General features: G+C 43.4%; 24 protein-coding genes and 1 pseudogene. 1 reads left to right on the forward strand and 24 read right to left on the reverse strand.

What is annotated here, in order from left to right; translation table 11 throughout:
- The 16 genes from FFM78_RS04860 to cdaA all read right to left on the reverse strand — a co-directional run bounded on the left by FFM78_RS04860 (window position 1) and on the right by cdaA (window position 14,897).
- Window positions 1-1,380 (reverse strand): amino acid permease, encoded by a 1,380-nt coding sequence (locus tag FFM78_RS04860; RefSeq protein WP_137637316.1) that lies wholly within the window; start codon window positions 1,378-1,380, stop codon window positions 1-3.
- Between the two features lie 272 nt (window positions 1,381-1,652).
- Complete coding sequence (locus FFM78_RS04865) at window positions 1,653-2,852, reverse strand: acetate/propionate family kinase (protein ID WP_137637317.1); 1,200 nt, start codon at window positions 2,850-2,852, stop codon at window positions 1,653-1,655.
- Window positions 2,853-2,992: 140 nt separating this feature from the next.
- Window positions 2,993-4,003 carry a class I SAM-dependent methyltransferase gene (locus tag FFM78_RS04870; RefSeq protein WP_137637318.1) on the reverse strand — a complete coding sequence of 337 codons (1,011 nt, stop codon included), beginning with the start codon at window positions 4,001-4,003 and terminating at the stop codon, window positions 2,993-2,995.
- A gap of 85 nt (window positions 4,004-4,088) precedes the next feature.
- Window positions 4,089-4,379 (reverse strand): hypothetical protein, encoded by a 291-nt coding sequence (locus tag FFM78_RS04875; protein WP_137637319.1) that lies wholly within the window; start codon window positions 4,377-4,379, stop codon window positions 4,089-4,091.
- Window positions 4,376-4,825, reverse strand: coding sequence for a competence type IV pilus minor pilin ComGF (gene comGF / locus FFM78_RS04880; protein WP_137637320.1), 450 nt, complete (start codon window positions 4,823-4,825; stop codon window positions 4,376-4,378). The genes FFM78_RS04875 and comGF overlap by 4 nt, the downstream gene beginning before the upstream one ends.
- A complete protein-coding gene (locus FFM78_RS04885; RefSeq protein ID WP_137637321.1) occupies window positions 4,806-5,093 on the reverse strand; it encodes a type II secretion system protein in 288 nt (95 codons plus the stop codon). Before FFM78_RS04885 ends, comGF begins: the two co-directional genes overlap by 20 nt.
- Window positions 5,086-5,499, reverse strand: a complete 414-nt coding sequence (locus FFM78_RS04890) for a hypothetical protein (protein ID WP_137637322.1) — start codon at window positions 5,497-5,499, stop codon at window positions 5,086-5,088. The genes FFM78_RS04885 and FFM78_RS04890 overlap by 8 nt, the downstream gene beginning before the upstream one ends.
- Window positions 5,499-5,792, reverse strand: coding sequence for a competence type IV pilus major pilin ComGC (comGC, locus tag FFM78_RS04895; RefSeq protein WP_137637323.1), 294 nt, complete (start codon window positions 5,790-5,792; stop codon window positions 5,499-5,501). The genes FFM78_RS04890 and comGC overlap by 1 nt, the downstream gene beginning before the upstream one ends.
- Entirely contained in the window at window positions 5,792-6,868 is a 1,077-nt protein-coding gene (comGB, locus tag FFM78_RS04900) for a competence type IV pilus assembly protein ComGB (RefSeq protein WP_137637324.1), read from the reverse strand. The genes comGC and comGB overlap by 1 nt, the downstream gene beginning before the upstream one ends.
- Window positions 6,780-7,736, reverse strand: coding sequence for a competence type IV pilus ATPase ComGA (gene comGA / locus FFM78_RS04905; protein WP_137637325.1), 957 nt, complete (start codon window positions 7,734-7,736; stop codon window positions 6,780-6,782). Before comGA ends, comGB begins: the two co-directional genes overlap by 89 nt.
- Window positions 7,737-7,864: 128 nt before the next feature.
- Complete coding sequence (locus FFM78_RS04910; RefSeq protein ID WP_137637326.1) at window positions 7,865-8,605, reverse strand: YebC/PmpR family DNA-binding transcriptional regulator; 741 nt, start codon at window positions 8,603-8,605, stop codon at window positions 7,865-7,867.
- A 94-nt stretch (window positions 8,606-8,699) separates the two neighbouring features.
- Window positions 8,700-9,218, reverse strand: a complete 519-nt coding sequence (locus FFM78_RS04915; RefSeq protein ID WP_137637327.1) for a VanZ family protein — start codon at window positions 9,216-9,218, stop codon at window positions 8,700-8,702.
- A 105-nt stretch (window positions 9,219-9,323) separates the two neighbouring features.
- Complete coding sequence (gene glmS, locus FFM78_RS04920) at window positions 9,324-11,138, reverse strand: glutamine--fructose-6-phosphate transaminase (isomerizing) (RefSeq protein WP_137637328.1); 1,815 nt, start codon at window positions 11,136-11,138, stop codon at window positions 9,324-9,326.
- A 416-nt stretch (window positions 11,139-11,554) separates the two neighbouring features.
- A complete protein-coding gene (gene glmM, locus FFM78_RS04925) occupies window positions 11,555-12,913 on the reverse strand; it encodes a phosphoglucosamine mutase (protein ID WP_137637329.1) in 1,359 nt (452 codons plus the stop codon).
- Window positions 12,914-12,942: 29 nt separating this feature from the next.
- On the reverse strand, window positions 12,943-14,061 hold the full coding sequence (locus tag FFM78_RS04930; RefSeq protein ID WP_137637330.1) for a CdaR family protein: 1,119 nt from the start codon (window positions 14,059-14,061) through the stop codon (window positions 12,943-12,945).
- A complete protein-coding gene (cdaA, locus tag FFM78_RS04935) occupies window positions 14,058-14,897 on the reverse strand; it encodes a diadenylate cyclase CdaA (protein WP_137637331.1) in 840 nt (279 codons plus the stop codon). Before cdaA ends, FFM78_RS04930 begins: the two co-directional genes overlap by 4 nt.
- A gap of 210 nt (window positions 14,898-15,107) precedes the next feature.
- Here cdaA and FFM78_RS04940 point away from each other — a divergent pair, with 210 nt between their 5' ends.
- Complete coding sequence (locus FFM78_RS04940; RefSeq protein WP_137637332.1) at window positions 15,108-15,800, forward strand: DUF1361 domain-containing protein; 693 nt, start codon at window positions 15,108-15,110, stop codon at window positions 15,798-15,800.
- A 25-nt stretch (window positions 15,801-15,825) separates the two neighbouring features.
- Here FFM78_RS04940 and FFM78_RS04945 read toward each other — a convergent pair whose 3' ends face one another.
- From FFM78_RS04945 to FFM78_RS04980, 8 genes and pseudogenes are all read right to left on the reverse strand, one after another.
- Window positions 15,826-17,373: a glycosyltransferase-like membrane protein gene (locus FFM78_RS04945; protein WP_137637333.1), complete on the reverse strand. Its 1,548-nt coding sequence runs from the start codon at window positions 17,371-17,373 to the stop codon at window positions 15,826-15,828.
- Window positions 17,374-17,408: 35 nt separating this feature from the next.
- A complete protein-coding gene (locus FFM78_RS04950) occupies window positions 17,409-18,950 on the reverse strand; it encodes a glycosyltransferase-like membrane protein (RefSeq protein ID WP_137637334.1) in 1,542 nt (513 codons plus the stop codon).
- Between the two features lie 52 nt (window positions 18,951-19,002).
- Entirely contained in the window at window positions 19,003-20,025 is a 1,023-nt protein-coding gene (locus FFM78_RS04955) for a glycosyltransferase family 2 protein (protein ID WP_137637335.1), read from the reverse strand.
- 35 nt (window positions 20,026-20,060) lie between these two features.
- Complete coding sequence (locus tag FFM78_RS04960; RefSeq protein WP_137637336.1) at window positions 20,061-21,620, reverse strand: TIGR03766 family XrtG-associated glycosyltransferase; 1,560 nt, start codon at window positions 21,618-21,620, stop codon at window positions 20,061-20,063.
- A 49-nt stretch (window positions 21,621-21,669) separates the two neighbouring features.
- Window positions 21,670-22,041: a 6-carboxytetrahydropterin synthase gene (locus tag FFM78_RS04965; RefSeq protein WP_137637337.1), complete on the reverse strand. Its 372-nt coding sequence runs from the start codon at window positions 22,039-22,041 to the stop codon at window positions 21,670-21,672.
- 5 nt (window positions 22,042-22,046) lie between these two features.
- Window positions 22,047-23,384: a TIGR03111 family XrtG-associated glycosyltransferase gene (locus tag FFM78_RS04970; protein WP_137637387.1), complete on the reverse strand. Its 1,338-nt coding sequence runs from the start codon at window positions 23,382-23,384 to the stop codon at window positions 22,047-22,049.
- Between the two features lie 7 nt (window positions 23,385-23,391).
- Window positions 23,392-24,014: pseudogene (gene xrtG, locus FFM78_RS04975) on the reverse strand (exosortase XrtG).
- Entirely contained in the window at window positions 24,011-25,330 is a 1,320-nt protein-coding gene (locus tag FFM78_RS04980; RefSeq protein WP_137637338.1) for a Firmicu-CTERM sorting domain-containing protein, read from the reverse strand. Before FFM78_RS04980 ends, xrtG begins: the two are co-directional and overlap by 4 nt.
- Window positions 25,331-25,632 lie beyond the last annotated feature (302 nt).

A 25,632-nucleotide genomic window follows, 5' to 3' on the forward strand; every position in this document is an offset into this window, starting at 1 on the left:
TTAGTCAGTTTCTAAAGCAACCCGCCGTTCATGCCAAGACCGAATAAGGTATAAGCCGACGATCCAAACTAAGGCTAACACCAATGCTACCAACGTATCCTGAGATAAGCACAAAACCACGCCGACAAATAACAAAAAGGCTAACACAAAGTAATCACCAAAGGGAAACAACGGCGACTTAAATTGACTTGTTTGCCCAGCCGCCGTGCGCTTAAACTTGATGTGCGCCACAATGATCGCACCCCAAATGAACAAGAAACAAGTCGTTGCAATACTAGAAACCAACGTGAAAACCACATCAGGAATCCATAAATTAAGTAGCACCACAATTGCAATGATCCCGGTTGAAAATAATAAGGCCGTCGCCGGCACGTGACTTTTAGATAAACGGCTTAATTTACGTAGCCGTGGATTTTTACTGTCATAAGTTAATGAAAATAACATTCGTCCGGTGCTAAACAACGAACTATTACAAGCGGAAGCCGCCGCGGTGATCACCACAAAATTAATGATGCCTGCCGCTGAACGGATCCCGACATTTTTAAAAACTTGAACGAACGGGCTTTGAGAGGCGGACAAATCATTCCACGGATAGATACACATAATCACCGTTAACGCGCCGACATAAAACAAAATGATCCGCAAAGGAATATCGTTGATCGCCTTTGGAATAACTTTTTTAGGATTTTCAGTTTCGGTAGCGGTAAGACCCACCATTTCGATCCCAATAAAACCAAAGACCACCATTTGAAACGATAAAATAAAGCCTTTGAGCCCGGTGGGAAAAAGACCGCCAAAATTAACTAAATTGCCAACACTGGCGTGACCTACCGGAGTATTGAAACCGACAATGACCATGAAAACACCAGCAACGATCAAAGCAATGATCGCAACAATTTTGATCAAGGCAAACCAAAACTCGACTTCGCCAAAAGCACCAACTGTGACCAAGTTGACCCCTAATAAAACCACTAAGATCACTAATCCTGGCAGCCACTGGGGTAAATTAGGAAACCAAAAATGCATGTATAATCCCACTGCAGTCACATCGGCCATGGCAATAGTGATCCAACAGATCCAATACGTCCAACCAGTGACAAAGCCCACCTTTTCACCTAAGTACCGTTTGATAAAATCAACAAACGAATTCAGTTTCAAATCAGATAACAATAACTCCCCTAAGGCCCGCATCAATAAAAAGCAGGCCAAGCCAGTCAATAAGTACGCAAAAATAATCGCTGGTCCAGCTAAGTGAATTGATTTACCGGCTCCTAAAAAAAGCCCAGTACCAATGGTGCCACCAATGGCAATTAATTGAACATGGCGACTTTTTAAATTCCGCTCTAATTCCTGTGGTGCATCAATTGATTTTTGGCTCATAATTTACTCCAATCACCTGTAATAGTTTTCGTCGCTTGCTTGATTAAGTATACCACCGGTATTAGCCGTTACTTAAGGTGAAGCCACTGAAACTTATTCAAATGAAAGTGAAATTAATTCACTTAGCCGTGACTGTAGGAAATATAACCTGTAAATAGAACTGCTACGCAACTAACCTACCAGTTAGGCTTCACTAGTTTACAACCTGGCAACCGAATTTAACCAGGCATTAAAAAAAGACCTGGTCACTAATGGCCAGGTCTACATATAACTTATTTATTCCGCAAACGTTCAACATCGCGAACGATCATTAATTCTTCATCAGTTGGCACTAACAAAACTTTCAATTTAGAATCGGCCGTGCTGATAACTTTTTCAACACCATGAACATTATTGCGTTCATCATCAATTTTAGCACCAAAATAACTTAATCCATCAATGATCCGTTTACGCATGATCACATCATTTTCGCCGACACCAGCGGTAAAGATCAAAGCATCGATCCCACCCATTTCGGCAACATAACTACCCACATATTTTTGAATGCGGTTAACAAAGATATCGATCCCTAATTGTGAACGCGGATTCGTATCCCGTGATTTTTCTAGATCACGCATGTCTGGTGATACACCGGAAATACCCAAGATCCCAGATTTATGATTTAAAATATCGATCATATCTTCTGGATCCGAAAGATGTAATTTTTGCATCAAAAAGGCAACCAAAGAAGCATCAATATCGCCAGAACGAGTAGCCATTGTGATCCCAGCTAACGGTGTAAAGCCCATTGACGTATCAACAGATTTACCGCCGTCAACCGCCGTGATCGAAGCGCCAGCGCCTAAATGTAAGGTAATCAATTTCAAATCTTCAATTGGTTTACCGAGAATTTCAGCGGCGCGCATCGACACGTACCGATGGCTGGTACCGTGGGCGCCATACTTACGAGCACCGTATTTTTCATAGTATTCATAAGGGATGCTGTACAAATAATTCACGGCCGGCATTGTTTGATGGAACGAAGTATCAAAAACCGCCACGCTTAGTGCATCAGGTAGTAACTTACGGAAGGCCTGAATTCCTTGTAATTCTGCCGGGTTATGCAATGGTGCATACTCAGCCAAATCGTCGATCTGTTGGGCAACTTTGTCCGTGATCACCGTTGATTCAGTGAATATTTCGCCACCGGCAACGACACGATGCCCAACACCAGTAATTTCAGTGATGTCAGTAACAATATTCAGTTCAGTCAGTTTCTTTAATAACATATCAACCGCCGCTGTTTGGTCGTTAATATCTAAGGTCGCCTTAAACCGTTCCTTTTCGTCGGGACCATATTTAGCCGTAAAAACTGAATCCTTTAAACCGACACGATCGACCATTCCTTCAGCGATAACGGTCTCGGCTGGCATCTCAAACAACTTCCATTTCAAACTTGAACTACCGGCGTTAATTGCAATTACTTTTGACATGACTAGCACTCCTCTGCTTCACAAATTGGCTTAACTTTGACGTTCCAAAATCGACTATTCTTTAAACGTTGAAAATAACTGAGCGCTGTGAATAAACCGCCAACTATTTTCCGTACCATATACAACTACCTTTGACACAATTAAGCTAGATTTTGCTGCTTCCACGCCACTAATTCAGCAGTGAAACGCCGGAAACCAGCTTGATCTTTCAACGAGGGCAACTCACCTAGTAGAACACGCTGCGCTTGTTTTGCCTGTCCCCCCTTATTCTGCAAAATCAGAATTGCCTTTTGCGCAGCTTCACTATGAAATAGCTCACGAGGCAAATTCAGTAGACCTTGCATATAAGTGGCCGAGGTCATCCATTTGGTCAAACTTTCGGCTTCGGCCGACTTAAAGATCATACTTGGTACGATAAAAAAGCCAAAACCACCAGCCGCGGTATAGCGCATGCTTTGCTCGATCAATAAATGATGGGCGTATGAATGACCAGTTGCTGCGTGGGTAGTAAAATCAGCTGCCCGCTCATCAACAGGATAGTAACCGATTGGTAGATCAGCAATACTAGCCGTTACCTGCGGCACCATTAGCTCACTAATCGCATCCTGATGAAACAATTCAACCTCCAAGCCTTGTAAACGAGCGCTGACACCGGCCAAAGCTAACATTGTATCATCATTATCGATCCCGTAAGCAGTCAAAGCTGGATCCGCTGCTGCCTGAAGTCGATTCAAAACCGTATAAAGTAAATTGCCTGTTCCTACAGTCAGATCGAGCAACGTTGCTTGTGTAGGTAAATCAGCTAAAGCTTCCAACAAATAAGCAACTAAAAAACCAATTGAATCCGGCGTCATTTGATGATTAGCCTGAATCAAATCCGTTCGCTCACCACGAATGATGGCCAACTGTACGGCCTGGCGAATTTCATCAGTTGTGAGCTGATTTAAATTAACCAATGCATACTGTTCACTTAATTGATCACGAACGGATTGATGCGGTAAACCACCTTCTACTTTGACACGTCCACCATCCAGAATATTCTCGCTGGTTTCGATCAAGGCATCCATATAGGACACGTCTAAATCTTCCTTCAACAATGCGGTTGTTGTATCAAGACGCTTATACAATTCACCAACATCTGTTTGTCCCATTTTTTCACCTCAAATTAAAATTGTTCACTTTACCATTCTAACCAAAAAGTACCGGTATTTCAAGCGCTTTCTTAGCCAACCAATTTCATGGTAACGGTCGTATTAATACCTTAGTGTTGGCTTTTAGCTTCACTTGGGCCTGCTTTTTATCTAAGTGGACTTGGCCTAAATTGAAAACATACCAAGTTTTATTTTCACCTTGAGCCTGACGCGCCTGAGCCAAGATGATCAAACTTTTCACCTGATAGCTTTCTTCAGCCAATTGCAGTGTACTGACTTGGCGGGCATAAACTTGAAGATAACCTTGGAGCAACAATAGTAATAAACTTAAGAATAAACAAGCTGATAATAATAAACTTGCTGGTCGTTGCTTCATTTGTTTACCTCCGCTGGTAAATAAAAATCACTTTGGTAACAGTGGCCACTTTGCATCGTTACTGTTAGCTGTACAAATGGCTTTTGATAAGTCAGCTTAGCCTGTGTAACACCATTTAACAGTGGCATATGACCATAAGTAGTTCCCATCAAACGAATCATCTGCTTGTAAGGCTCCACCCGATAATGTTTTTTCTTTGCCGGTTGATAAAAATAAACTTTGTTAGTGGTCACTTTTTCAAAGGTTGCGCCAGCAATAAAGGTGTCTAGCTGATGCGTCGCCAAATGCCACCGAATATCTTCTTCAATAAAAGTTTTGGTCACCACCTGGGGTATTGCTTGCAACTCAGTTTGCAATAAACTTAACGTGACCCCAAAAACGAGCAATGCTACCAATGTTTCTAGTAATGTAAATGCTGGTCGCACCTTACCACGTAATTTCAACATGCGCTGCTCCCTGACCGATATCGATCTGCTTAGCCTTTATTTGTACTGGATAAGTCCGGCCGTTAACTTTTAATTGTGTCAGTGGTTTGTCTTGCGCATGATGCTGGGCTGCGACCCACAGCACCTGCGTCTGATCAGTTGCTTGCCGCTGCTGTTGTAGTTTTAAAATAAACTGTTGGAAGGTGGTATTAAAAGTATAAAGTCCAAGCACGATCACCGTTAACGCGCAGATACTTTCGGCTAAAATAAAGGCTGGTCGCTTATTCATAAATTCCCCACCCCATTTGTGGTTTAATAACTGTCGTGTGCCCGAAGTAATGTGAATTAAACTGAATTTCTCGTGGTCCCATATGGCCTGGCGGATCAATAAAAATATCCTGTGTATCTACCACCATCCCTGCCGGTAACGCCAACGTCCGCGTTGCCACCCGTTGTTTGCCGACAAATGCACGAAAGGTAATCTGATCCGCATAAAATTGAATCTGGGTATGTTCTTGATTTAATAAAGCTCGTGCTTGCAGTTCGCGCCATTCTTGGTCAAAGCTATTAAAGAAAATTTGTTCAGTGTAATGCTGCCGCAGTGGTCCAAACTGGGTAAGCGGAATCAGGGCAAACCCAGCAACTAATCCTAAAACAACAACCGCTTCTAGCAGGGTAAATCCAGTGTGGCGCATCACTTGACGTCGCCAAGTTTCTGCGCCCGTTCGAATTGGCGTTCAGTCAAATAGCCATCCGTTTTTAGTTCCTGCAAAGTTGGCATTTTGCCGTCATGCTCATTTTGATAAAGTTGCTGTTGCGTTTCAATGGTCGTTCTAAAGGCATCGTCTCCTGTTGTCTGGGCCTTTTTACGTTGTGCACCGACATTAGGCAAAATAATTAGGATCAACAAAGTAATTATGAAAAGTACAACTACCATTTCAATTAACGTAAACGCTTTTTGTGGCTTAGCCCATACTTTTTTCGTCATCAATATAATCCCTCCATCATATGGTACATCGGTAGTAACAAACTTAAATACACGCCGATGATCAATAATGCGATCACGGCAAACAACAACGGCTGCACATAAGTCGCCAACTTAGCTAAGCTGGCCAGCATTTTCTGGTAAGTTAGGCGGGCGGTCATCAACAATTCATCACTGAGGTGGTCTAAAGAACGGCCTTTGCGAACAAATAAATTTAATTCTGCTGGCAATAAAGGTTGGTGACTGATAATCGTGCTTAAGGCAACTCCAGCCTCTAATTGTGGCTCCAACTGTTGGCCTAAACAGTAGAGCAAACTATTAGGTGCCAGTGTTTTTAATAAGCGACAGATTGCCTGTAGATCAAGGCCGCCCTTTAACAAAATTGCTAAATTAAACAGCAGATAATACTGATAATAATAGCGGTATGTTTTGCCTAGCAACGGTAAACGAATACGGGCCTGAGCTTTTTTCAGCGGATCATGCTGCCGGTAGACCTGTACCAGCCGCCCGATCAATAATAAAAATAGCCCCACTAATAAACCAATAAAGATCAGCCAGTAAAGTAGAACTTCATGATCTAAACTAAGCTGCCACTGGCGTAATTGTGGCCCGATCAAAAAACGTACAACGGCTAATAATCCGGCAACTAACCCTAACAACAATAATGGATAACGTAATAAGCGCTGGAGCTGCTGGCGTTGTTGAATTTTTTCAGCTAATAACCGGCCGATCTGCGTCAATGAATCGGTTAGATCACCATGCTCTTGCGTAATACGGATTTGGTTCACGATATCCTGATCAACGCCGATTGCTTGAAACCCGGTCGCTAAATCGGCCCCATTACGCAGTGCTTCACTTAATTGATCTAAACGCTGCGCATATTGCGGTAGCAAAACCTGCATAAATTGAATACTTTGCGCAATAGAGAATCCAGCTAATAATAAATCCGCCAATAAACTGAAAAAGTCCGCCTGAAAACGTGTCCCTTGCCTAGCCATGCTTAAAGGTCCGCGCAGTTGCGGCATTGATCTTACCCACCCCAACCGCTTGCGCCAAACTTGATTGCCACGTTGATTCATGATCAGTGCCTCCTTGTGTCGGGTCATAAAGGTCAAATAAAACGGCCGCACCAGTAGTGGTCGGTAACAGGCGTTGGTAACTGATGCCTGCTAAACAAGCATTAAGGGTGGCTGGGGCAACACTTAATTCGTTTAAACGCGTCACTACTTGTCTAGCTGTTCGGGCGTGCACCGTACTTAAAACTAAGTGCCCGCTTAACGCCGCCTGCGCCGCTACCTTAGCCGTCTGCTCATCCCGGATTTCACCAACGATCAAAATATCCGGTCGATGGCGCAAACCAACCTTTAATAGCTGAGCATAGGTCATTCCTGCAGCTTCATTGACTTGTAATTGTAAAAAATCAGGTTGAAAAACTTCGATGGGATCTTCAATGGTCATCACCATTTTCCCAGTACCCAATGTGGTCGCCAATTGATACAAAGTCGTGGTTTTACCGGAACCGGTGGGGCCGGCAAACACAACTAAACCACGCTGGCAGCACAACTGCGTCAATTGATCAAATTGCTGGGGAAACACATACTGAATCTGGGCGGCCTGGGTGTAAATAAAACGGATCACTAGGGACTCTTGGTTCTGAAAATTGCCAACAGTTGATAAGCGTAGAAAAATTGTCCGCCCGTCAAGTTCGATCTGCCGTGCGCCTAATTGCGGTCGGCGCGTTTCACTTAGCGCCATTTTAGCAGTAAATTTTAGATGGTTCAGCCACTCTTTGGCTTGTTCCACTGGCAAGGTGCGTAATAAAGTAATACCAGATGTGGTGCGCAACTGTAACTGATAGGAGCGCTGATAGGGTAAAAAATAAAGATCGCTGGCCTGCTGAGCCACACACTGTTGTAATAATTCAGTGACCATTTTAGCAACTGACAAAAACTCACCTCCATTTCGACTTGCTATTAATTAATATACGCAGCGCAAAGCGTATTTATTTGGACAAAAAAATACACCGCAATTATTTTGCGGTGTAGCGACTGACATTAGTAACAACTGACAAGCGTTTAGGCTTCAGTATTTTCTGGTAATTCACCAGCATAATAAACTTCAGAAACATCATCATCGTCTTCTAAAAGATCGATCATGCGTTCAAATTGTTCTGCTTTTTCTGGTGGAACTGGCGTTGTGTTTTCTGGGATCATCGTCAACTCAGCAGTGGCCAAAGTATAATCTTTAGCTTCTAAAGCATCGCGTACAGCGGCTAATTGCTTAGGATCAGTATAGATCTCAAAAGCATCGTCGCTTGTTTGCATGTCATCGCCGCCAGCTTCCAATACATCTTCCAGCATTTGGTCTTCATCTACATCTAAGCCTTCACGTTCGATCACGATCAAACCGCGCCGATCAAACATATAAGACACTGAACCAGCTGCACCCATAGTGCCACCATTACGGGTAAACGCAACACGCACGCTAGATGAGGTCCGGTTTTTATTATCGGTCAAGGCGTGAACTAGAACAGCAACGCCACCAGGACCATAACCTTCATAAGTTACTTCATCATAATTAGCTGTATCTGAGCTTGAGCCCTTATCAACAGCCCGTTTAACGTTATCTTTTGGCATATTAGCGGCCCGTGCTTTATCCATGATCAAGCGTAATTGGGGGTTAGATGAAGGATCAGGACCCCCAGCTTTTACAGCCATGTATAACTCGCGAGATATTTTTTGGAAAATTTTTCCACGCTTAGCATCCTGGGCGTTTTTACGGCCTTGGATATTATGCCATTTTGAATGTCCTGACATGTTATGTCCCTCTTTCCTTTATCTTAAAAATAATGTGGCGCTATTAAAAGACACCTAATATATAGTAGCAGATGCAGCAAGCGCAATCAAGCGCTTAGACGGCTTTTTTGCCGCGGCGCCGCCAAAATTTAATGAACAGCCAGGCCAACACAATTGCAGTCAATGCGCCACTTGCATCCAACAAAACATCTTGGAACAACGGCGTCCGACCGCCAGTCAAACTTTGGTGAAATTCGTCCAGTGCAGCGTAACCGGTGGCCGCTAACCAAACAACGATCATCGTCAGTCCTGTTTGCTTGATCCGGTTACGGTAACCCATATAGCCGCCTAGCCCCATTAAAAAGTAGCTGCCAAAATGCGCGCCTTTGCGAATAAAGAACTCGATAAATTTATAGTAGCCACTGCTGGCAATACTGACTTCTTGACCCACATATTTGAAGGAAATCCCGGACAGTTGCGCTTTAAATGGTTGATTGTGTAACCAATGCTCTAAAAACGGAACCGAGGTTTGTTGCTTATAAGTTTCTGATGAACTGATGAAAAGTAAGATCATGATTCCTAGTGACAGCACTAACCACCAATTATCGCGTGAAAAACGTTTAATACGACTCACATCCTTAGAAATTTAATGACTTCAATCTAATTTAGCATAACCCGCCATAAAAAGGTAATTTCACACAAAAAAATCGAGCTTTTGCGCTCGATTTTTAGTTTAGCTTTATTCAACGGTTACGGCTTTAGCTAAGTTACGGGGTTTATCCACATCATAGCCGCGATTTAGACTGGTATAATAAGCCAATAATTGTGTTGGTACCACACTTAATAACGGCGAGATCAACGCATCAACATCAGCTAAAATAATATTGTCGTCCTTATTTGCAACAGCTTCCATGGCGATCGTCAAGACGTGCGCGCCACGTGCACGTACTTCTTGAACATTACCGCGTGTATGGCTAACCACACGTTTATCAGTCATGATCGCTAAAACCGGCGTGCCTTCTTCAATCAGCGAAATTGTACCATGTTTTAATTCCGCGCCAGCAAAGCCTTCAGCTTGAACGTAAGAGATTTCCTTTAACTTCAATGCTGCTTCCAACGAAACCGCATAATCGTAGCCCCGACCAATATAAAATGCATTGCGCGTCGTTGCCAAATAATTTTGAGCCAACTGATTGATGAAATCTTTTTCATCAATGATTGTCTGCATCCCATTGGCCACTAACCCTAATTGTTTACGTGCATCAAAGGCGGTCGCAGCTGCCACACCGCGCTTTTCACCTAAGGCCTTCGCCAAGATCGTTTGTAAAGCGATCTGTGCCGTATATGCCTTAGTGGAGGCAACGGCGATCTCTGGGCCAGCGTTGAGCAACATGGTGTAAGTGGCTTCACGTGAAAGCGTTGAGCCTTGTGCGTTGGTCATGGTCAAACTTGGGTAGCCCCATTGATTGACCTTAACTAAAACTTGGCGGCTATCAGCGGTTTCACCACTTTGGGAAAGGAATAAGAAGAAGGGCTTTTTGGACAACAATGGTGTATTATAGCCAAACTCACTGGCCAAACCAACTTCAACTGGGATCCCAGCTAATTTTTCAAAAACAGCTTTAGCCGCTAAGCCGGCATTGTAACTCGTGCCGGCAGCCAAGATATACAGCCGATCCGCTTGGTCAAGCGCCTTTAATAAATCGACTTCGATCACTGGCTTACCGGATTCATCTAAATAATCTTGAACTAAACGCCGCAAAACGGCTGGTTGTTCATTGATCTCTTTTAACATATAAAATGGGAAAGGTCCCTTTTCGGTGTCACTGGCATCCATATCAACATGGTAGGACGCACGATTAACGGGTTCGCCCGCCACGGTTTCAATGGTCACATTTTCTTTAGTAACGGTCACCATTTCACCATCATGTAATTCAATAAAATCTTTAGTCTCGGCCAACATTGCCATTGCGTCAGAGCAAACAACATTAAAACCGTCACCTACTCCGATCAATAAAGGACTTTTATTTTTAGCAACATAAAGTTTATCGGCCTGTGTTCGATCGACTAATAAAAACGCATATGATCCATCCAACAAGGTCAATGTTTTCCGGAAAGCTTCCTTACCAGATAAATTTTCGGTGGCTGCAAAATGGGCGATCAGCTGAACGACAACTTCAGTATCTGTTTGGCTAACCAAATCAACGTCAGCTAAATATTGATCACGCAATTCCGCAAAGTTATTGATCACCCCATTATGAACCAAATAGAAGCGGCCATCTGTAGAAACATGGGGATGCGCATTAGTATCACTAGGCACCCCGTGTGTGGCCCACCGGGTATGCCCGATGCCCATTGTACCCGCTACCTCTGCGCCAATTTTAGCTTCAAGCGCCGCGATCCGGCCTTTGGTTTTGATCAAATAATCATGACCACTTTGATCATTGACGTAGATCCCGGCTGAATCATAACCACGATATTCTAATTTTTTAAGGCCGTTTAATAAAATCTCGACCGTATTTTTTTTACCAATGACACCAACAATTCCGCACATATACAACATCCTTCTCTCGTTTATTTTTGTTTGTATATGTTTCCAACTGCTTGAGTTAGGCTCTGTTGCAAGCTTACACTTGTTTTTAACCTAAACTCTGTAGAGTGCAGACCCTGGAGTCACCCGCCGATCGTCGATAAACTCCCTCCTCGTCAACCACTAAAAAGTGGCCCTGGCGCTATTCCGTTTTCAAAATTGGTATAGACTTCCTTTCAGGTTATTGTTATTGGAAACAGATATAAATATAGTTGATTATAAGCAGATTGTCAATAATTTCACTAATTAAATTTCCTTAAAAAAGTTTAATTGGTCCAAAAATAATCCCTTGCTTTCAGGCCAAATAAAAAGCGGCCGCAACGCGACCACTAAATATAGTGTCTACCTATTGACAATTTTCATTGCAAATCCTTAAACCATTATTTGATCCCGACGCGCTCCCGGACAACGGTGGCGATCCGTTCAACGTATTGATCCACTTTTTCTTGTGTTTCTGCTTCCGCCATGACCCGCAATAAAGGCTCCGTTCCACTAGGACGAACTAAAACGCGGCCTTCGCCATTCATCTCTTTTTCAACCGTATCGATCACCGATTTGATCTCAGGGTCCGCTAAAGCTTGTTTCTTATCGACCACTTTAATGTTAACTAGCCGTTGCGGGTAAGTCTTAACCGGTGCCGCCAGTTCGGACAACTTTTTACCAGTTTGCTTCATAACGTTCAATAACTGGATTCCCGTTAATAGGCCATCACCAGTGGTATTGTAATCAAATAAAACCACGTGGCCAGATTGTTCGCCACCTAGGTTATAACCTTGTTCGCGCATTTCTTCGACCACATAGCGATCACCAACTTTGGTTTGTTTCGACGTGAGATCAGCGGCCGCTAAGGCCTTATACAAACCAAGGTTACTCATCACTGTTGTGACCACCGTATCTTGCTTCAACCGGCCCCGGCTAGCAAAATATTGACCGAGAATGAACATAATTTTATCCCCGTCAATAATGTTGCCTAATTCATCGATGGCAATACAACGATCACCATCACCATCAAAGGCCAAACCGACCTGGGCCTGCTGCTCAACCACACTAGCAGCCAATTTTTCGGGATGAGTCGAACCAACCCCATCATTAATATTCGTCCCGTTTGGTTTCGTCGCGATCGTCGTGAAGTCAGCCTCTAGATCAGCAAACAACCGGTTAACGATCCCAGAAGTCGCACCGTTGGCAGCATCAATAACCACATTTACCCCAGAAAGATCTTCTTGTAAGGTTTGTTCTAAGAACTGAATGTATTTCAACATACCTTCTGGATAATCAGCCAGCGTCCCTAAACCCGTTGTCGCCGGCCGTGGCAGTTTATCTTCAGGTGCGTCCAACAAGGCTTCGATTTGGGCTTCTTGTTCGTCCAGTAATTTAAACCCATCCGGGCCAAAAAACTTGATGCCGTTATATTCTGCCGGATTATGGGAAGCGGTGATCTGAACCCCAGCTGCCGCCCCTTGGATCCGGGTCAAATAGGCCACTGCTGGCGTGGAAATAATGCCAAGATCTAAAACTTCGATGCCAACAGATAGCAAACCGGAGATCAATGATTGTTGTAATAATTGCCCGGAGATCCGTGTATCACGGGAAACCAAAACTAGTGGCTTCTTAGTTTTATTTTCTTGTGCTTGTGCTAGAACATAGCCACCAGTACGGCCCACTCGAAAAGCCAATTCTGGCGTTAATTCTTGATTAGCCACACCGCGCACACCATCTGTTCCAAAGTATTTACCCATGTTTAAATTCCTCATTTCCTATTCAAATATCAGTTGCTACTGGACGAGCTGCTGGCGCTTTCGCTACTACTATCAGCACTACTTGAGCTGTCACTTGAACTACTGGATTGTTGACTACTACTATCACTTGAACTGGCAGCATCACGACTGCTAGCGCTGCTGGATGCAGCCGACGAACTTTCTGTATCGCTATCACTGACAGTGATTTTGACCTTGACCGTCGCTGGATCAGCCGTCACACCATTACTGGTTGGTACCGTGATCGTTTTCGTGGTGGTACTAGAAATATCCGTCACCGACACATTTAAGGCTAAAGTAGAAATCTTATCAAGACTAGTTTGTGCACCTGTTAAGGTCACGTTATGCACGTCACTGGACAACTGATAAGTTTTGTCGCTATCGCCGCTACCGGTTTGCTTCAGACTGAGCGCCACCTTCTTAGTTGGCCGCATAACTGGGATCGTCACCTTAACCGTCTCTGGATCAAGCAGGGCGTTGACTGTGTTGCCATGTTTATCCAGCGCCTGTAAAGTGGTTTGCTGGGTAAGATCCGTGGTCAAGTTATTTTGGGCGTTCACATTAGCGACCACCGAGTTGATCGAATCGATCTCTGCCTTTGAGCCAGTGACTACCGCAGTGCTTTGGCTTAATTCAGGATCACCACTGGTATAGCCTTGCGCCAAATTAGCCTTGTTAAATTTCACTTGGATCGGAAAACGCTTGGCGGCCTTGACCTGAATATTAACTTTAATCGTGTTGGGCACGATCCGGTAACCTAATTCCTTATTCAAGCCCTCTTGCGTCAGCCGAACTGTATGTTTGCCAACGCCTAATTTTTCCAAATTTGCCATGATCTTGAAATTCTGCGTGTTGGCTGTTGCCGTTACTAAAGCACTAGGTCCTTCGATGTTGATCTTGACTTTCTCTGGATAACCGGTGATAAAATATTTATCTGTATCCGCGTTGATCTGCAACGGGACCTTTAAGGTGCGGCTTTTATTAGCCAACATTGTGGTACTGCTGGTTGTCGCTTCCCGGGTCGAATTGATCCGGTCAATATTAACGTAGCCAAATAACATAATGGCAAAAACCAGCGCGAGGATCCGGTAAACTAATGGGCTGTTGAAAAACTTATTGAAGCCATTCATTTGCGGGTCCCCCCTTTGATAATGCCGTCAATAAATTCTTGCACGCCATTTCGCTGTGGGGTTTCGGGTTTAACTAAGGCCCGCCGCAAATATTTCAAATAATCTTCTTGCGTCAATTCTTGCAGCATTTCACTATTCCGGGTGATCATCACGCCGCCAGTTTCTTCCGACACAACGATCGTCAACGCATCAGTGACTTCACTGATCCCGACTGCCGCACGGTGCCGCGTCCCATACTCTTTCGGAATCAAATTACTTTCCGAAAGGGGCAAGTAAGCAGCGGCCACGGCGACCTTACCATCTTGAATGATCACCGCCCCATCGTGCAGCGGCGTATTGGGAATGAAAATATTGATCAACAGTTCACCGGTCACATCGGCGTTTAAGTCGATCCCAGTTTCAATATAATCTTCTAAACCAGTGTTCATTTGGATCGTGATCAAAGCGCCGATGCGCCGCTTCGACATATATTGGATCGCCTTATCTAAAGCCGCGATCATCTGATTTTCTTTTTCATTTTGATTGCGATTGCGCGTAAAAATAGAGCCCCGGCCTAAATGTTCCAGACCGCGCCGAATTTCCGGCTGAAAAACGATCACACTGGCAATAACGCCCCAGTTAATGACTTGATCCATGATGTACGACACCGTGCGCAGGCCAATGCCCCAACTGATCAATTTGATCACCACAATGACGACGATCCCTTTGAGTAACTGAACAGCCTTGGTGCCGCGAACCAACATGATCAGTTTGTAAACAAAATACCAAACGACCAAAACATCAAGGACGTTGACAAAATTACTCCAGGTCAGCAAGTCACTCCAATTTAAAGACATGCAGCTACCCCCATTTTTGTAAACTCGCGTTTTATTATAGCACGAACAGCACTATCTTGCTGAGTGATTATTAGGTGCACTAATAGCAACCTTTTAGCGGCGCTGGCAATGTAGATCACACCCACCCAGGAAAATTCAGTCCAATTCGCAGCCACCAGCCAGTAAATTTGTTAAAATAGAGCTTAAGAACCTTTTGTGGAGGTGATTTCTATGGCCCAACGCTATCGTTGGTTCGTGCGCGGTGCATTTCTTTTGTTTTTTGTTTATCTTTATTTCTTCGCGGTTGCGCCATTTCGTTTTGTTTTGCTTAATACTTTTCTTGGTTATATCCCAATTGAAATCGCCTTTCACTATGATCAGCATCAACCACGTTCAGCATTATTTTTCTGGTTACTGGTCGTGTTTTGGCTGTTATTCTACCCTAACGCCCCTTATTTGTTAACTGATCTATTTCACTTGTCCTTGCTGCATCCCTATGATCCAGCTACTGGTTTGATCCGCTTTAGTTTACGGATGTGGCTCGCCTACACGAACTTAACGGTGGCCGCTCTTAGTTGCACTTTGCTAGGCTTTTGGAGCATGGAACACACTATCCAGGCGGTGATCGTCCGCCTGCGTTTTCCGGACACGACCTTGATCAAAACTAGTTTAGTGGTGCTGATCACCTTTTTGACTTCTGTCGGCATTTTTATCGGTCGCTTTTTACGGCTCCATTCGATCTATATTATTCTAGAACCGACAAAATTTATCCAACCATTATTGGATATGTGGCAGCCACGTATGCTAATTTTTGTTTTCTTGATGACCTTGATCCAATTGGTCACTTATGTCTGCCTACAACTCTTTAAACAAACAACGCCGAATGCACTGGAACTAGAAAAAAAGTCATCTGATCAAGGTTAACCTTGAATGATGGCTTTTTTGTTCGCTAGTTATGGTGGCCTGGCAGTGACTTTAATCCCCGGCAAGTAATGAATTTATTTTCATGCAAAAATTGCCAAGTTCGCCACCAACCGACCACCGCTAAACTATAGATCACCGGCAAAAATTGGATCATGTAGCGCGCCCGCCCACCTTCGAAGAAAAGCAAGAAAACTAATAGGCCGAAAAAGGTCATCCGTAAAACCCGACACAGAAAAGAACGTTCTAAAAAGCTAAAAACGACCCCGAGCATGATCAAGATCCATAAAACTTGGTCAATCGTTCGCTGGATCGTTAACCGCGACCCAAAATTATAGAAGAAGCTGCGCATAAACGCGTGCTTTTTTAAATTGGGTTTACTAAAAAAGTCGCCTTCATTTAGCCAACCAAGCGTTCCGTCACTGGTATTAGCGTAATTTTTAACCACTAAAAATTTTAGATAACCTAACACGCCGAATTTTCCGAAACGCTGGCGAATCCGTTTGAAGTTGGCCTTTTGTTGACTAGCCTGGGTTGGATATTGCGTACTGTAGAGAAAGTCCGCCTGTGAATAACCGCCAGTTGTCGCCTTATTCATCCCCATCATGATAAAGTGACTGGGTAATTCTTGGATCGCTGAATTGATCGGCACAAACGTTTGGTGCTTAAGCTTATTTTGCGCCAGCAATTGACAACCGCCAAAGAATATAACAAACAAACCCGCCGTCACCAATAATTTCTGCGGCTTGATTTTGACCTGCTTAGACCACAAGACGAGCCCGAGTTCAATCAAAAACGCCAGCACAATGATCAGTGCGTTAGGCTTTAGCCGGTAGGCACTCCAAGTGATCAGCCCTAACAGGCTAGCTTGCCCCATTAAATTAAAATTTATTTTAGCTTCCGTTTGCCACGATGCAAATAAATGATTCAGCAGCAAAATGATGCCTGCAATAAAAGGCAAGATCAAGGTATCTGTATAAACGATCACGATCCAAGGTGAAAGCAACAAAATCAACGGTAGCAAGACCCACCTAACCGTTCGTTTTAGTTGCTGGCGCAAAACAAAACTAATCAAAATAAGGGCAATATCTACTGCCAGTAAATTAATAACATCAAGTACAATTGTATAATTGGTCAGCCCGAAAAACTTTGTCGCTCGATAGACCAACCGCTCAAAAAATAACAGGCCTAGGTTGTTAGGATAATGAGAAAAATAATTATATAAGTAACTTTCGGCAGGAATCGAAGTACTCTGGGCACCCCATTTAACGATGCCTGTATCGAAGCCAGTTTCACCAGCTAAAGTATAGATCAGACTAATTTGGTAGACGCCAGTTAGGCCGATCAAAAGCCATTTTGATTTGAATACGCGCTTGATCGCTGACCACAGCACTTGCCCTTTAGCCGGTAAATACCGCTTGCCTACTACCAATAACCCATCAATCAGCAGCAAATAGACTATTCCCCAACCTAAAATTTGCCCATTTAAATTATTTGAAGCTAATGTACCGGCAAAAGTTAGAAAAAAGAATGCCAAAAGAATGCGATCGATCATTTTGCTTAATTTTATTTGCATAATTAACCTCATTTATTCCGTGAAAATGACTTAGGTCAATACTCCCTACGTCTAAACAGGTGCGTGACCAGCCGATCACCAACGCGCCAATCAAGTGTTAACAGGTGGCTTGCCCCAACGCGGGTCCAGCCAATAACCGCCAGAATATAGATCATTGGCAGTGCTTGGATCAAATACCGGGAACGGCCACCTTCAAACAATAGTAAAAACAATAAAGTGCCAAATAATGATAGCCGCAAGCTACGCGCAAAAACAGATGAATCTAACCAACTAAAAATAACCCCCAGCAGAATACCGATCCAAATAATTTGTGCAGCAACGAAATAAACGGCCTGCCGGGAACCATAGATAAAGAAAAATGAGCGAATGAAATGATGTTGCTTTAACGAAGGCTCACCTAACTGATTATCATTAGACCACCCAAGTGTCCCATCGCTACTATTGTTATAGTTCTTATGAATTAGAAATTTAATGTAGCCAACAACCCCAAAATGCTGTAAGCGCTGTTTGATCAAACGGAGATTAGCACGCTGTTGTGACTTAGGATCCGGATAACTGGAACTACGATTATAGTCAGCTCCAGAATAGCCGCCGCCAGTTTTGGGATTCATCCCCATTAAAACAAAATGACTAGGCAACATGGCTTTTTCCTGATTAACACTCACCAAAGTTTGTTGACTCAGAATAACTTGTTCCGTTAATTTTAGCCCACCAAAAGTCAGCCACGTGACTGCGAACAATATTAAAACTCGGCGGCTAAACAGCAATGCACGCCAATACTGTTTTTGCGGCGACCAAACCAAGCAATAGAGCAATTCAAGCACCACCGCAAGCACAAAAATAATTGCGCTAGGTTTCAAAATATAAGCAAAAAACGTGGCCCCACCAAACAGTAAACTGAACCCGATCAACTTTTTAAGTGGGTAAGCAGGCTGTTTGACCCGTTGTGCCCCGGTGTAAACTAGCAAGATCATGAGCGCGACAAACACTAAGACCGCCGTATCACTATAAAATACAACGATCCACGGTGCTAACAAGAAACACAATGGCAACAAGGACCAGTGCTGTTTTTTATGTAAATAAGTTTTCAAAGTCAAGCCGATCAAAAAAATGGCGGCATCGATCAAAACTAAATTAACGCCGTTTAATATCAATTTGAAATTAGCTAAACCTAAAGCTTGGGCCAGTAAAAAAAGTACCCGCTCAATAAATAATAACCCTAAGTTGTTGGGATTAACTGAAAAATAATAATCATTGTGCGCACCCATTGCCGTACTGAGCACGGTGCCGGCATCGTAGCCCACTTGAGTGGACAAACCGATCAGTAAGGCGATTTGATACCCACTAACCAGCAGAATTAAAAACCACGGCTGCTTAAGCCAAGCTAGCCACTTAATTAGCCGCGCCTGGGGCACACGCAGCCCAATCAAAATAAACGCAAGCACGAATACTGTGGTCAAAATCAGTCCAAACTGACGTGTATTAATTAGATTAGTAGAAACCATGGCGCCTACTAAAGTTAGGGCCACTAACCCTAAAATCATTCGATCAAGCACGTGCCTTATAAAGATTCCCATAATATTCCCCCATTAATTGCGTGCCAGTTCTGATCACCCGTACTTGATCAATTCAAGCTACGGGGGCGTTTTTTTCATCAGTTCGTAAATGCCGTTGCTCCGGCGCAAACGAATCCGTATAGCTTTCCTCTTCGATCGTGTACCGGGGCCGTTGCTTCACTTCAATAAAAATCTTACCCACATATTCACCGATCATGCTAGTACAGATCAATTGCACCCCACCTAACATCCAAATCGAAGTCATCAGTGAGGCCCAGCCAGAAACAACTAAGCCCCGACTAGTTTGGATCAAAGTATAGATGAATAACCCAATGCCCACGATCACCAACAAAATACCTAAATTCATGATCAAACGAATCGGTACCGTGGAAAACGACGTGATCCCATCAAACGCAAACTTGATCATTTTCCGCAGTGGATATTTAGAGGTGCCGGCGAATCGTTCTTTACGCGCATAATAGACCTTAGTTGCTGGAAATCCCACCAACGGAACGATCCCCCTTAAAAATAAATTACGTTCTTTAAAAGCTAATAAGCCTTTAACCGCGCGCTGACTTAACAAACGATAATCAGCTGAATTAGGCACCATATCGACCCCTAAACGGCGCATCAAACTATAAAAAGCCAACGCCGAGCGCCGCTTAAAAAAGGTATCCGTATCCCGATTATTGCGCACACCATAAACAACATCATAGCCAGCATAATAGGCAGCAACCATTTTAGGGATCGCGTTCACATCATCCTGAAGGTCCGCATCAATTGTGATCACCATATCGGCATGATCGGCGGCCACAGTCATACCGGCTAACAAAGCATCTTGATGACCAAAATTACGGCTAAATTTAATACCGGTGAGCCACGGCATTTTTTGACTATAAGTCGTGATCAGTGACCAAGTACGGTCATGACTACCATCATTAACAAAAAGTAGCCGACTTTCTTTGCTAATTTGCTGGGCCGCAATTAATTCTTGTAAAATCTTAGTTAATTGTTTGACCGTTTCAGGTAAAACTGCCTCTTCATTGTAGCAAGGCACAACCACGGTCAAGCGTTTATTGCTTTTACTTGTATCCACTTAGTAAAACGCCTCCAAACTGACTTCAATACCAACTACTGATCGCTATGAACGGGTTTTAGCGCGTAAGCCCACTGATAAGTGCGCTTAAAAAAGGCGAAAGTTTGATCGTAAACCAACGTCGCCAATAAGATAAAGGCTGGCAAAAACTGGATCAGGTAACGACTGCGCCCGCCTTCAAATAATAACAAGTACATAAAACCACCAATGATCATTAACCGCAGCACCTGCACGATTTTAGTTTGATCACGCCAACCAAAAGCAATCAAAACGAGCCAAATGAGCCACCAAATTTGGGCGATAAACCGAAAATCACCTAAATGCGTTCCGTATAAATAAACAAACTGTTGCAGTAAGCCAGTAAAACCAGTGCCGGTTGGCCGGGGATCTTCATTGATAAAGTGGCCTTCTTTGACCCACGCAAAAGTGCCGTCAGCGGTATTGTTACGCTGCTTCTTAAATAGGAAAGTAACGTAGCCTAACGCCCCTTTTTGTTTTAACCGTTTGATCAACAACTGTTTAGAATAAGCATTGCGGCCCTTTTTCGTTGGAATAACCGCCATTGCTAGGGCATCCTTAGGATTATAGCCCCCGTCGCCTGAAAGACCCATGGCGATAAAATGTAATGGTGGCACGGAACGCTGCGTATTAACCGGCAAATACGTTTGCTGATCTAAAATGTGTTTTTCACCTAGGTAACTGCCACCTAAAACCAGCGTTGCACATAAAATCAAGCCTAGCGCTCTGCGCCACTGTTGGGCCGAATAGCTTTGCCGCAATGAATACAGTAATTCAACTAAGCCAATCGCGATCACACCAACAATGGCCGATGGTTTCATAAAATAAGTCGTGGCCGCCAAGAAACCAAAACACACCGCGGCTAGCACCCGCACTGGCAGCTTAAACCGCCCATGAGCTAATACAACGTAACTCAGCAAATAGCCTGACACCAGCGGCAATACCCAAGTATCCGTATAAGGCACAATGATCATGGGGAAAATCACCAACCAACAGGCATGCAAGTACATCCCGGCCGCTAATTTTTTCTTATTGAGCACCGCAATACTTAAAATATTAAAACTGGCGGCCAGATCGACTAAAAACAAATTAACAAAATCAAAAAATAACCACGATTTAGTGCCAAAAACAGTCGCCAGAAAGTGTTGCAACAGTAGGATCAAAATATTGTTGTAATAAAGACTAAAATAAGATCTAATATCTGGACTAGTGGTGTCGGTCAAAGCTTGGTGAATTGCGCCTACATCAAAACCGATCGGCGGGTGAACGGCTAACACAAACGTAATTTGCCACAGCACGACAGCTGCTAATAACAAACCGGCAGTCCGCAACTTTTGCCCAATAAAAACTTGATACCCCCACGCTCGGACCTGGGGATAAGTGATCAGCGCAACGATCACCGCCACTGCAAAGATCACCAACATAGTCGTCCATAAGGTGGTGCCCGCCCCTGTGATCCAATTATCGCCAAGAATGATATTCGGTGACGTCACCGCAAATAATAAGGTTAAGAAAAACAACCCGTTAAATAAGCGGGTCAAAGTTTTATTACCAAGGTTAAATAGCGTGTTCGTCATAGCTTGTTTATCATTCCCAACTTATAAGTTACCTTTGCTCAGTTGCCGTTCAATCATCCTCAACCGTAATACAATACGACCGCGTCGGTGATTCACCAACCTCGATGCGGATCAATTGGGCTGACAGTTGCTCCATTTCTGGCGTGATCAAATTAAATAACCACACGGTCACATTTTCCACTGTGGGATTGATTTCTTTGAAGTAAGGTAACTTATTCAAGAATTTTCCGGAGAAACGATCTAAAACCTCTTTGATGGCTTGCTCAATATTCCGAAAAACGATCATTTTATCGTTTTTACTTTTAATTTCGCAAATAATCTCCCACGTATGCGTATGTTGTTTGCCTTCACCGGCTTCCCAGCGCATTGCGTGACTGGCATTCACATACGACTTGATTTTATAGGTGTGCATTAAAGTCATGGTACTTACCTCCTACGCTTTTTCAGATTCTTCCAGTCGGTTTTGACCACAGCACTTGCACCCTTCACTTCCTGATCAAACCGTTCTGAATTCCAGACCGAAGCTTCGGTCATCCCGTTGATCGTTCCCACAAAACGGATAAACGAACAGACAAAGTTGTACAGTGGCATTGTCAGCAGCACCCACCATTGTCGCCCATAAAACCTATTTTCTTTTGGAAAATCTCGGAGTAATACGCGTACACAAATAAAATTTAACCAACCTACCAGTACATATAAAATATAAATAGCAACATATGACATACCCATCATGATTGGTGAGTAACGAAAGAATAGTAACGCAATGCTGGCAAATAACCAAATCATTCTTGGAAAAAGGAAGGTATGATCGATCATTATACGCCGGATCAAAAAATCGCTAAAGAACTTATGCACAGCAATGTCTTGTGTATGGGCGTGCATCACCTCAAGCTCGCCCTTTTGCCAACGTTGCCGCTGTGTGTACAAATTGCCTAGACTCGGGATCGGTTCAATATAGAAAATGGCGGAAGCGCAAATTGATACCTTACGTTTTAACTTATCACGGATCTGAAAAGTCATATCGGTATCTTCACCGATAGTAGCGGTATCGTACATGAAGGTATTCAGCAACGCCTCTTTACGAAATGCAGAGAAGGCCCCGGACATCGTAAATAGTTGATTGTTTTTGGCTTCGATCGTCCGACCAGACAGAAAAGCTTGGGCATATTCAAAATATTCATTATGCTGCAATAGTTTTAAAGGCCACGGTTTTTTAGCCTTGATCATTTCCCATTTAGGTAAAATGGTACCGGTCAACGCCGCAACATCATAATCATTTTCAAATTGAAGCACAATATTCATCAAAGCATTTTTCTCTAGCACGCCATCGCTATCAATATTGATAATGTAAGTGCCAATACTGGCGTAGATCGCCGCATTTAAGGCCGAAGCTTTGCCGCGCTGTGTGTGGATCAACTGCATGTTCATGTCCGAAAATTCATTTTGCGCCCGTTCGAAGGCACCAAAGCTATCATCAGTGCTTTGATTATCAGCAAGGATCACTTGAATCAATTCAGTCGGATATGTTGAGTCATGAATCGAACGTATACAATTAAACAAGGTATCTTCTGAATTATAAACCGGCACCAGCAGAGAGATAAAGGGCATTTTGTCCGGCATGATCAATGTTTTTTTGTGTAACGCCTTAACCAACAAACGAATTCCGGAAATAAATGCTGGAATGATCTCAACCACGATCGGTATCAACGCCCAGGTCAACCAAAAGCCCATTTTAAAAAGCGTTAATTGTAACCAGTAAAACATCATGAGGTCATCCTTTCGTTACTTTGAAGCGCTGCTTAAGTCGGCGAACCCGGTTTCTAAAGCTGCGGTACAGGCCTTGGGAAAGCTGTGAGTAAGTAAACACCTCATAGTATAAAATGATTACTAGAATGTAAAAAATCAAACGGCCAACAATCGAGTGGGCTAAAAAGAACAGATCACCACTGCCAAAATGGACAATTGTAATGACTGACATCAAGCGAATAATGTTCGCCAAGTAGATCCAGACTGTCCCCACGATTGAAAAAAAGATCCGTTCAAAACCATTGTACATTGGCAAAAAAACAACCAGACTAATAAAAGCGGTTGTCTCGATCACACCTGAACATTCATAATCAATGGTCATCGTCACTGGTACAGTCGAGTTAGTGATACTGACCAGCCCGTAACGCCCCATCACAGTGCTCATGCCAGTCAGGTCCCCTAACCACCTTATCCCATTGAGTACTGCGTGGGTAAACAGCCAAACCCAGTATGGATCACTTAACGCAATTAATATAAAAAAAGCCCGCCACTGCCAACGATAAAATGAAAGGCCGAAAGCCGAGCTCTTTTTAAAATAGACAGGATGTATAACCAAACAACGATCCCGATCAATAAATAGATATTCATTTGGTTCTCCTTGCACTTTTTAATGTCAATTTTTTATTGCCAGTTAACTTAACCACCGTTACGCTGGCAATTACAAAACCAACCCCCGCTAATAAAACTGGCCCGGTACTCCCACCAGTAGTCTGTAATTTACCAGTCCATAAATTACTATTAGCCAAAGTAATGGTTTGCCCAGCCGTATTTGAAGTCCCACTTAACGCCGAAAACGGTACTGAACACTCCAATACATAGCCATTACCAGTAACTGCTTGGCCAGAACCATTATACTGCGTTAACTTTTTATTGGCGACGTAGGCATCATTGGTATAAGCCGTGTAGGCAGCCGTTTTTTCGTTATACACCCCTAAAGTGACCGCCTGTTTTTGACCAACACTTAAGGTAACGGTTGAATTATTGTTAAAATCAAGATCATAGATCACACCGCCAACATTTAATTGGTAACCACTAGCCTGAAAATCTGCGTAACCGCTAGTACCGCCGTTACCTAATTTCGGCATCATCGCAACATAGAAATAAATATTATCTTCATCGGCTAACAAACTGGCCTTTTTCAAATTATCACTATCACCAGTAATGTACATGTCCGACATGTCTTTATCGGCCCAATCGCTGAAATCACCATCAATGGTGATTCCTAAACTGCCTGCAGTATTATTATTAGCCGCCTGATCGGAGTCAGTAGTGGCTTGATCACTACTTGAACCAGCTAAAGCCTGACTAACCGCGTTAGCGCTAGAACTACTGCTTGTGGTACTACTAGAATTGCTAGTTGAATTAGCATTAGAATCACTGCCGGTCGTGCTTTCAACCGGTGCGGCACTTAAGGTTGCGGTAGCCTTTTGTAAACCAAGATCATAACAAGATAAGGTAATTGCTTGTGCAGAATTGGTTTGTTTAACTCCTAAAGTTGCCAACGAGACCTTAGCTGTCAAAACGGGTGACGTACCAGCAACGCTTTTAACTGCACTACCAACGTTACTGATCGTTTGCCAATTAGTACCGCCACCTCTAGCCGAAAGGGTCAGCGTACCATTTGTTTCTGATGTTGTCAGCGTAAAGTCTTTGCTCCCAATTGTGACTTGATAATCATTAGGGATGCTACTGGTGAGTGAACCCATATTAACTTGAAAATAAAGATAAGTGCCATCCGTTGTTATTTTGTAGGTCCCAGTTTTTGTGCCATCATAACCAAATGATGTCGCCGTCACGCCGCTCCAGTCGGGGGTGCCTAAAACTGCGGCCTGTACAGCACTTGTTGTCAGCGCAAAAATCAGCGCCCCAGCAAAAGTAAGTATGCTTAATAATAATTTTCGCATTTTAGCTCCCCCCCTAGCAAAGGAATCATTTAGTGGCCGGCATAAAAAATGAGTAAAACAGCAATTACTTTTAGGGCTAAGCCTAAAGACTGCAGCCGCAACGTTGGCAACTGCACTTACTCAAAGCAAACGATATGTTACAACCTTGATGGCTTATGCTTCATTTAGTCATATTGTGATGACCATAATTACAGCAAGCATAATAGCCAAGATTACCAGTCTAAAGCGATCTTTAGCTATAATAATGATGAAAAAAGCTTCAGAATTCACCTCGACTTGTGAACTCATCCCTTAGTTTATTA

It is taken from the genome of Loigolactobacillus binensis, from assembly GCF_005405165.1.
Classification (GTDB): domain Bacteria; phylum Bacillota; class Bacilli; order Lactobacillales; family Lactobacillaceae; genus Loigolactobacillus; species Loigolactobacillus binensis.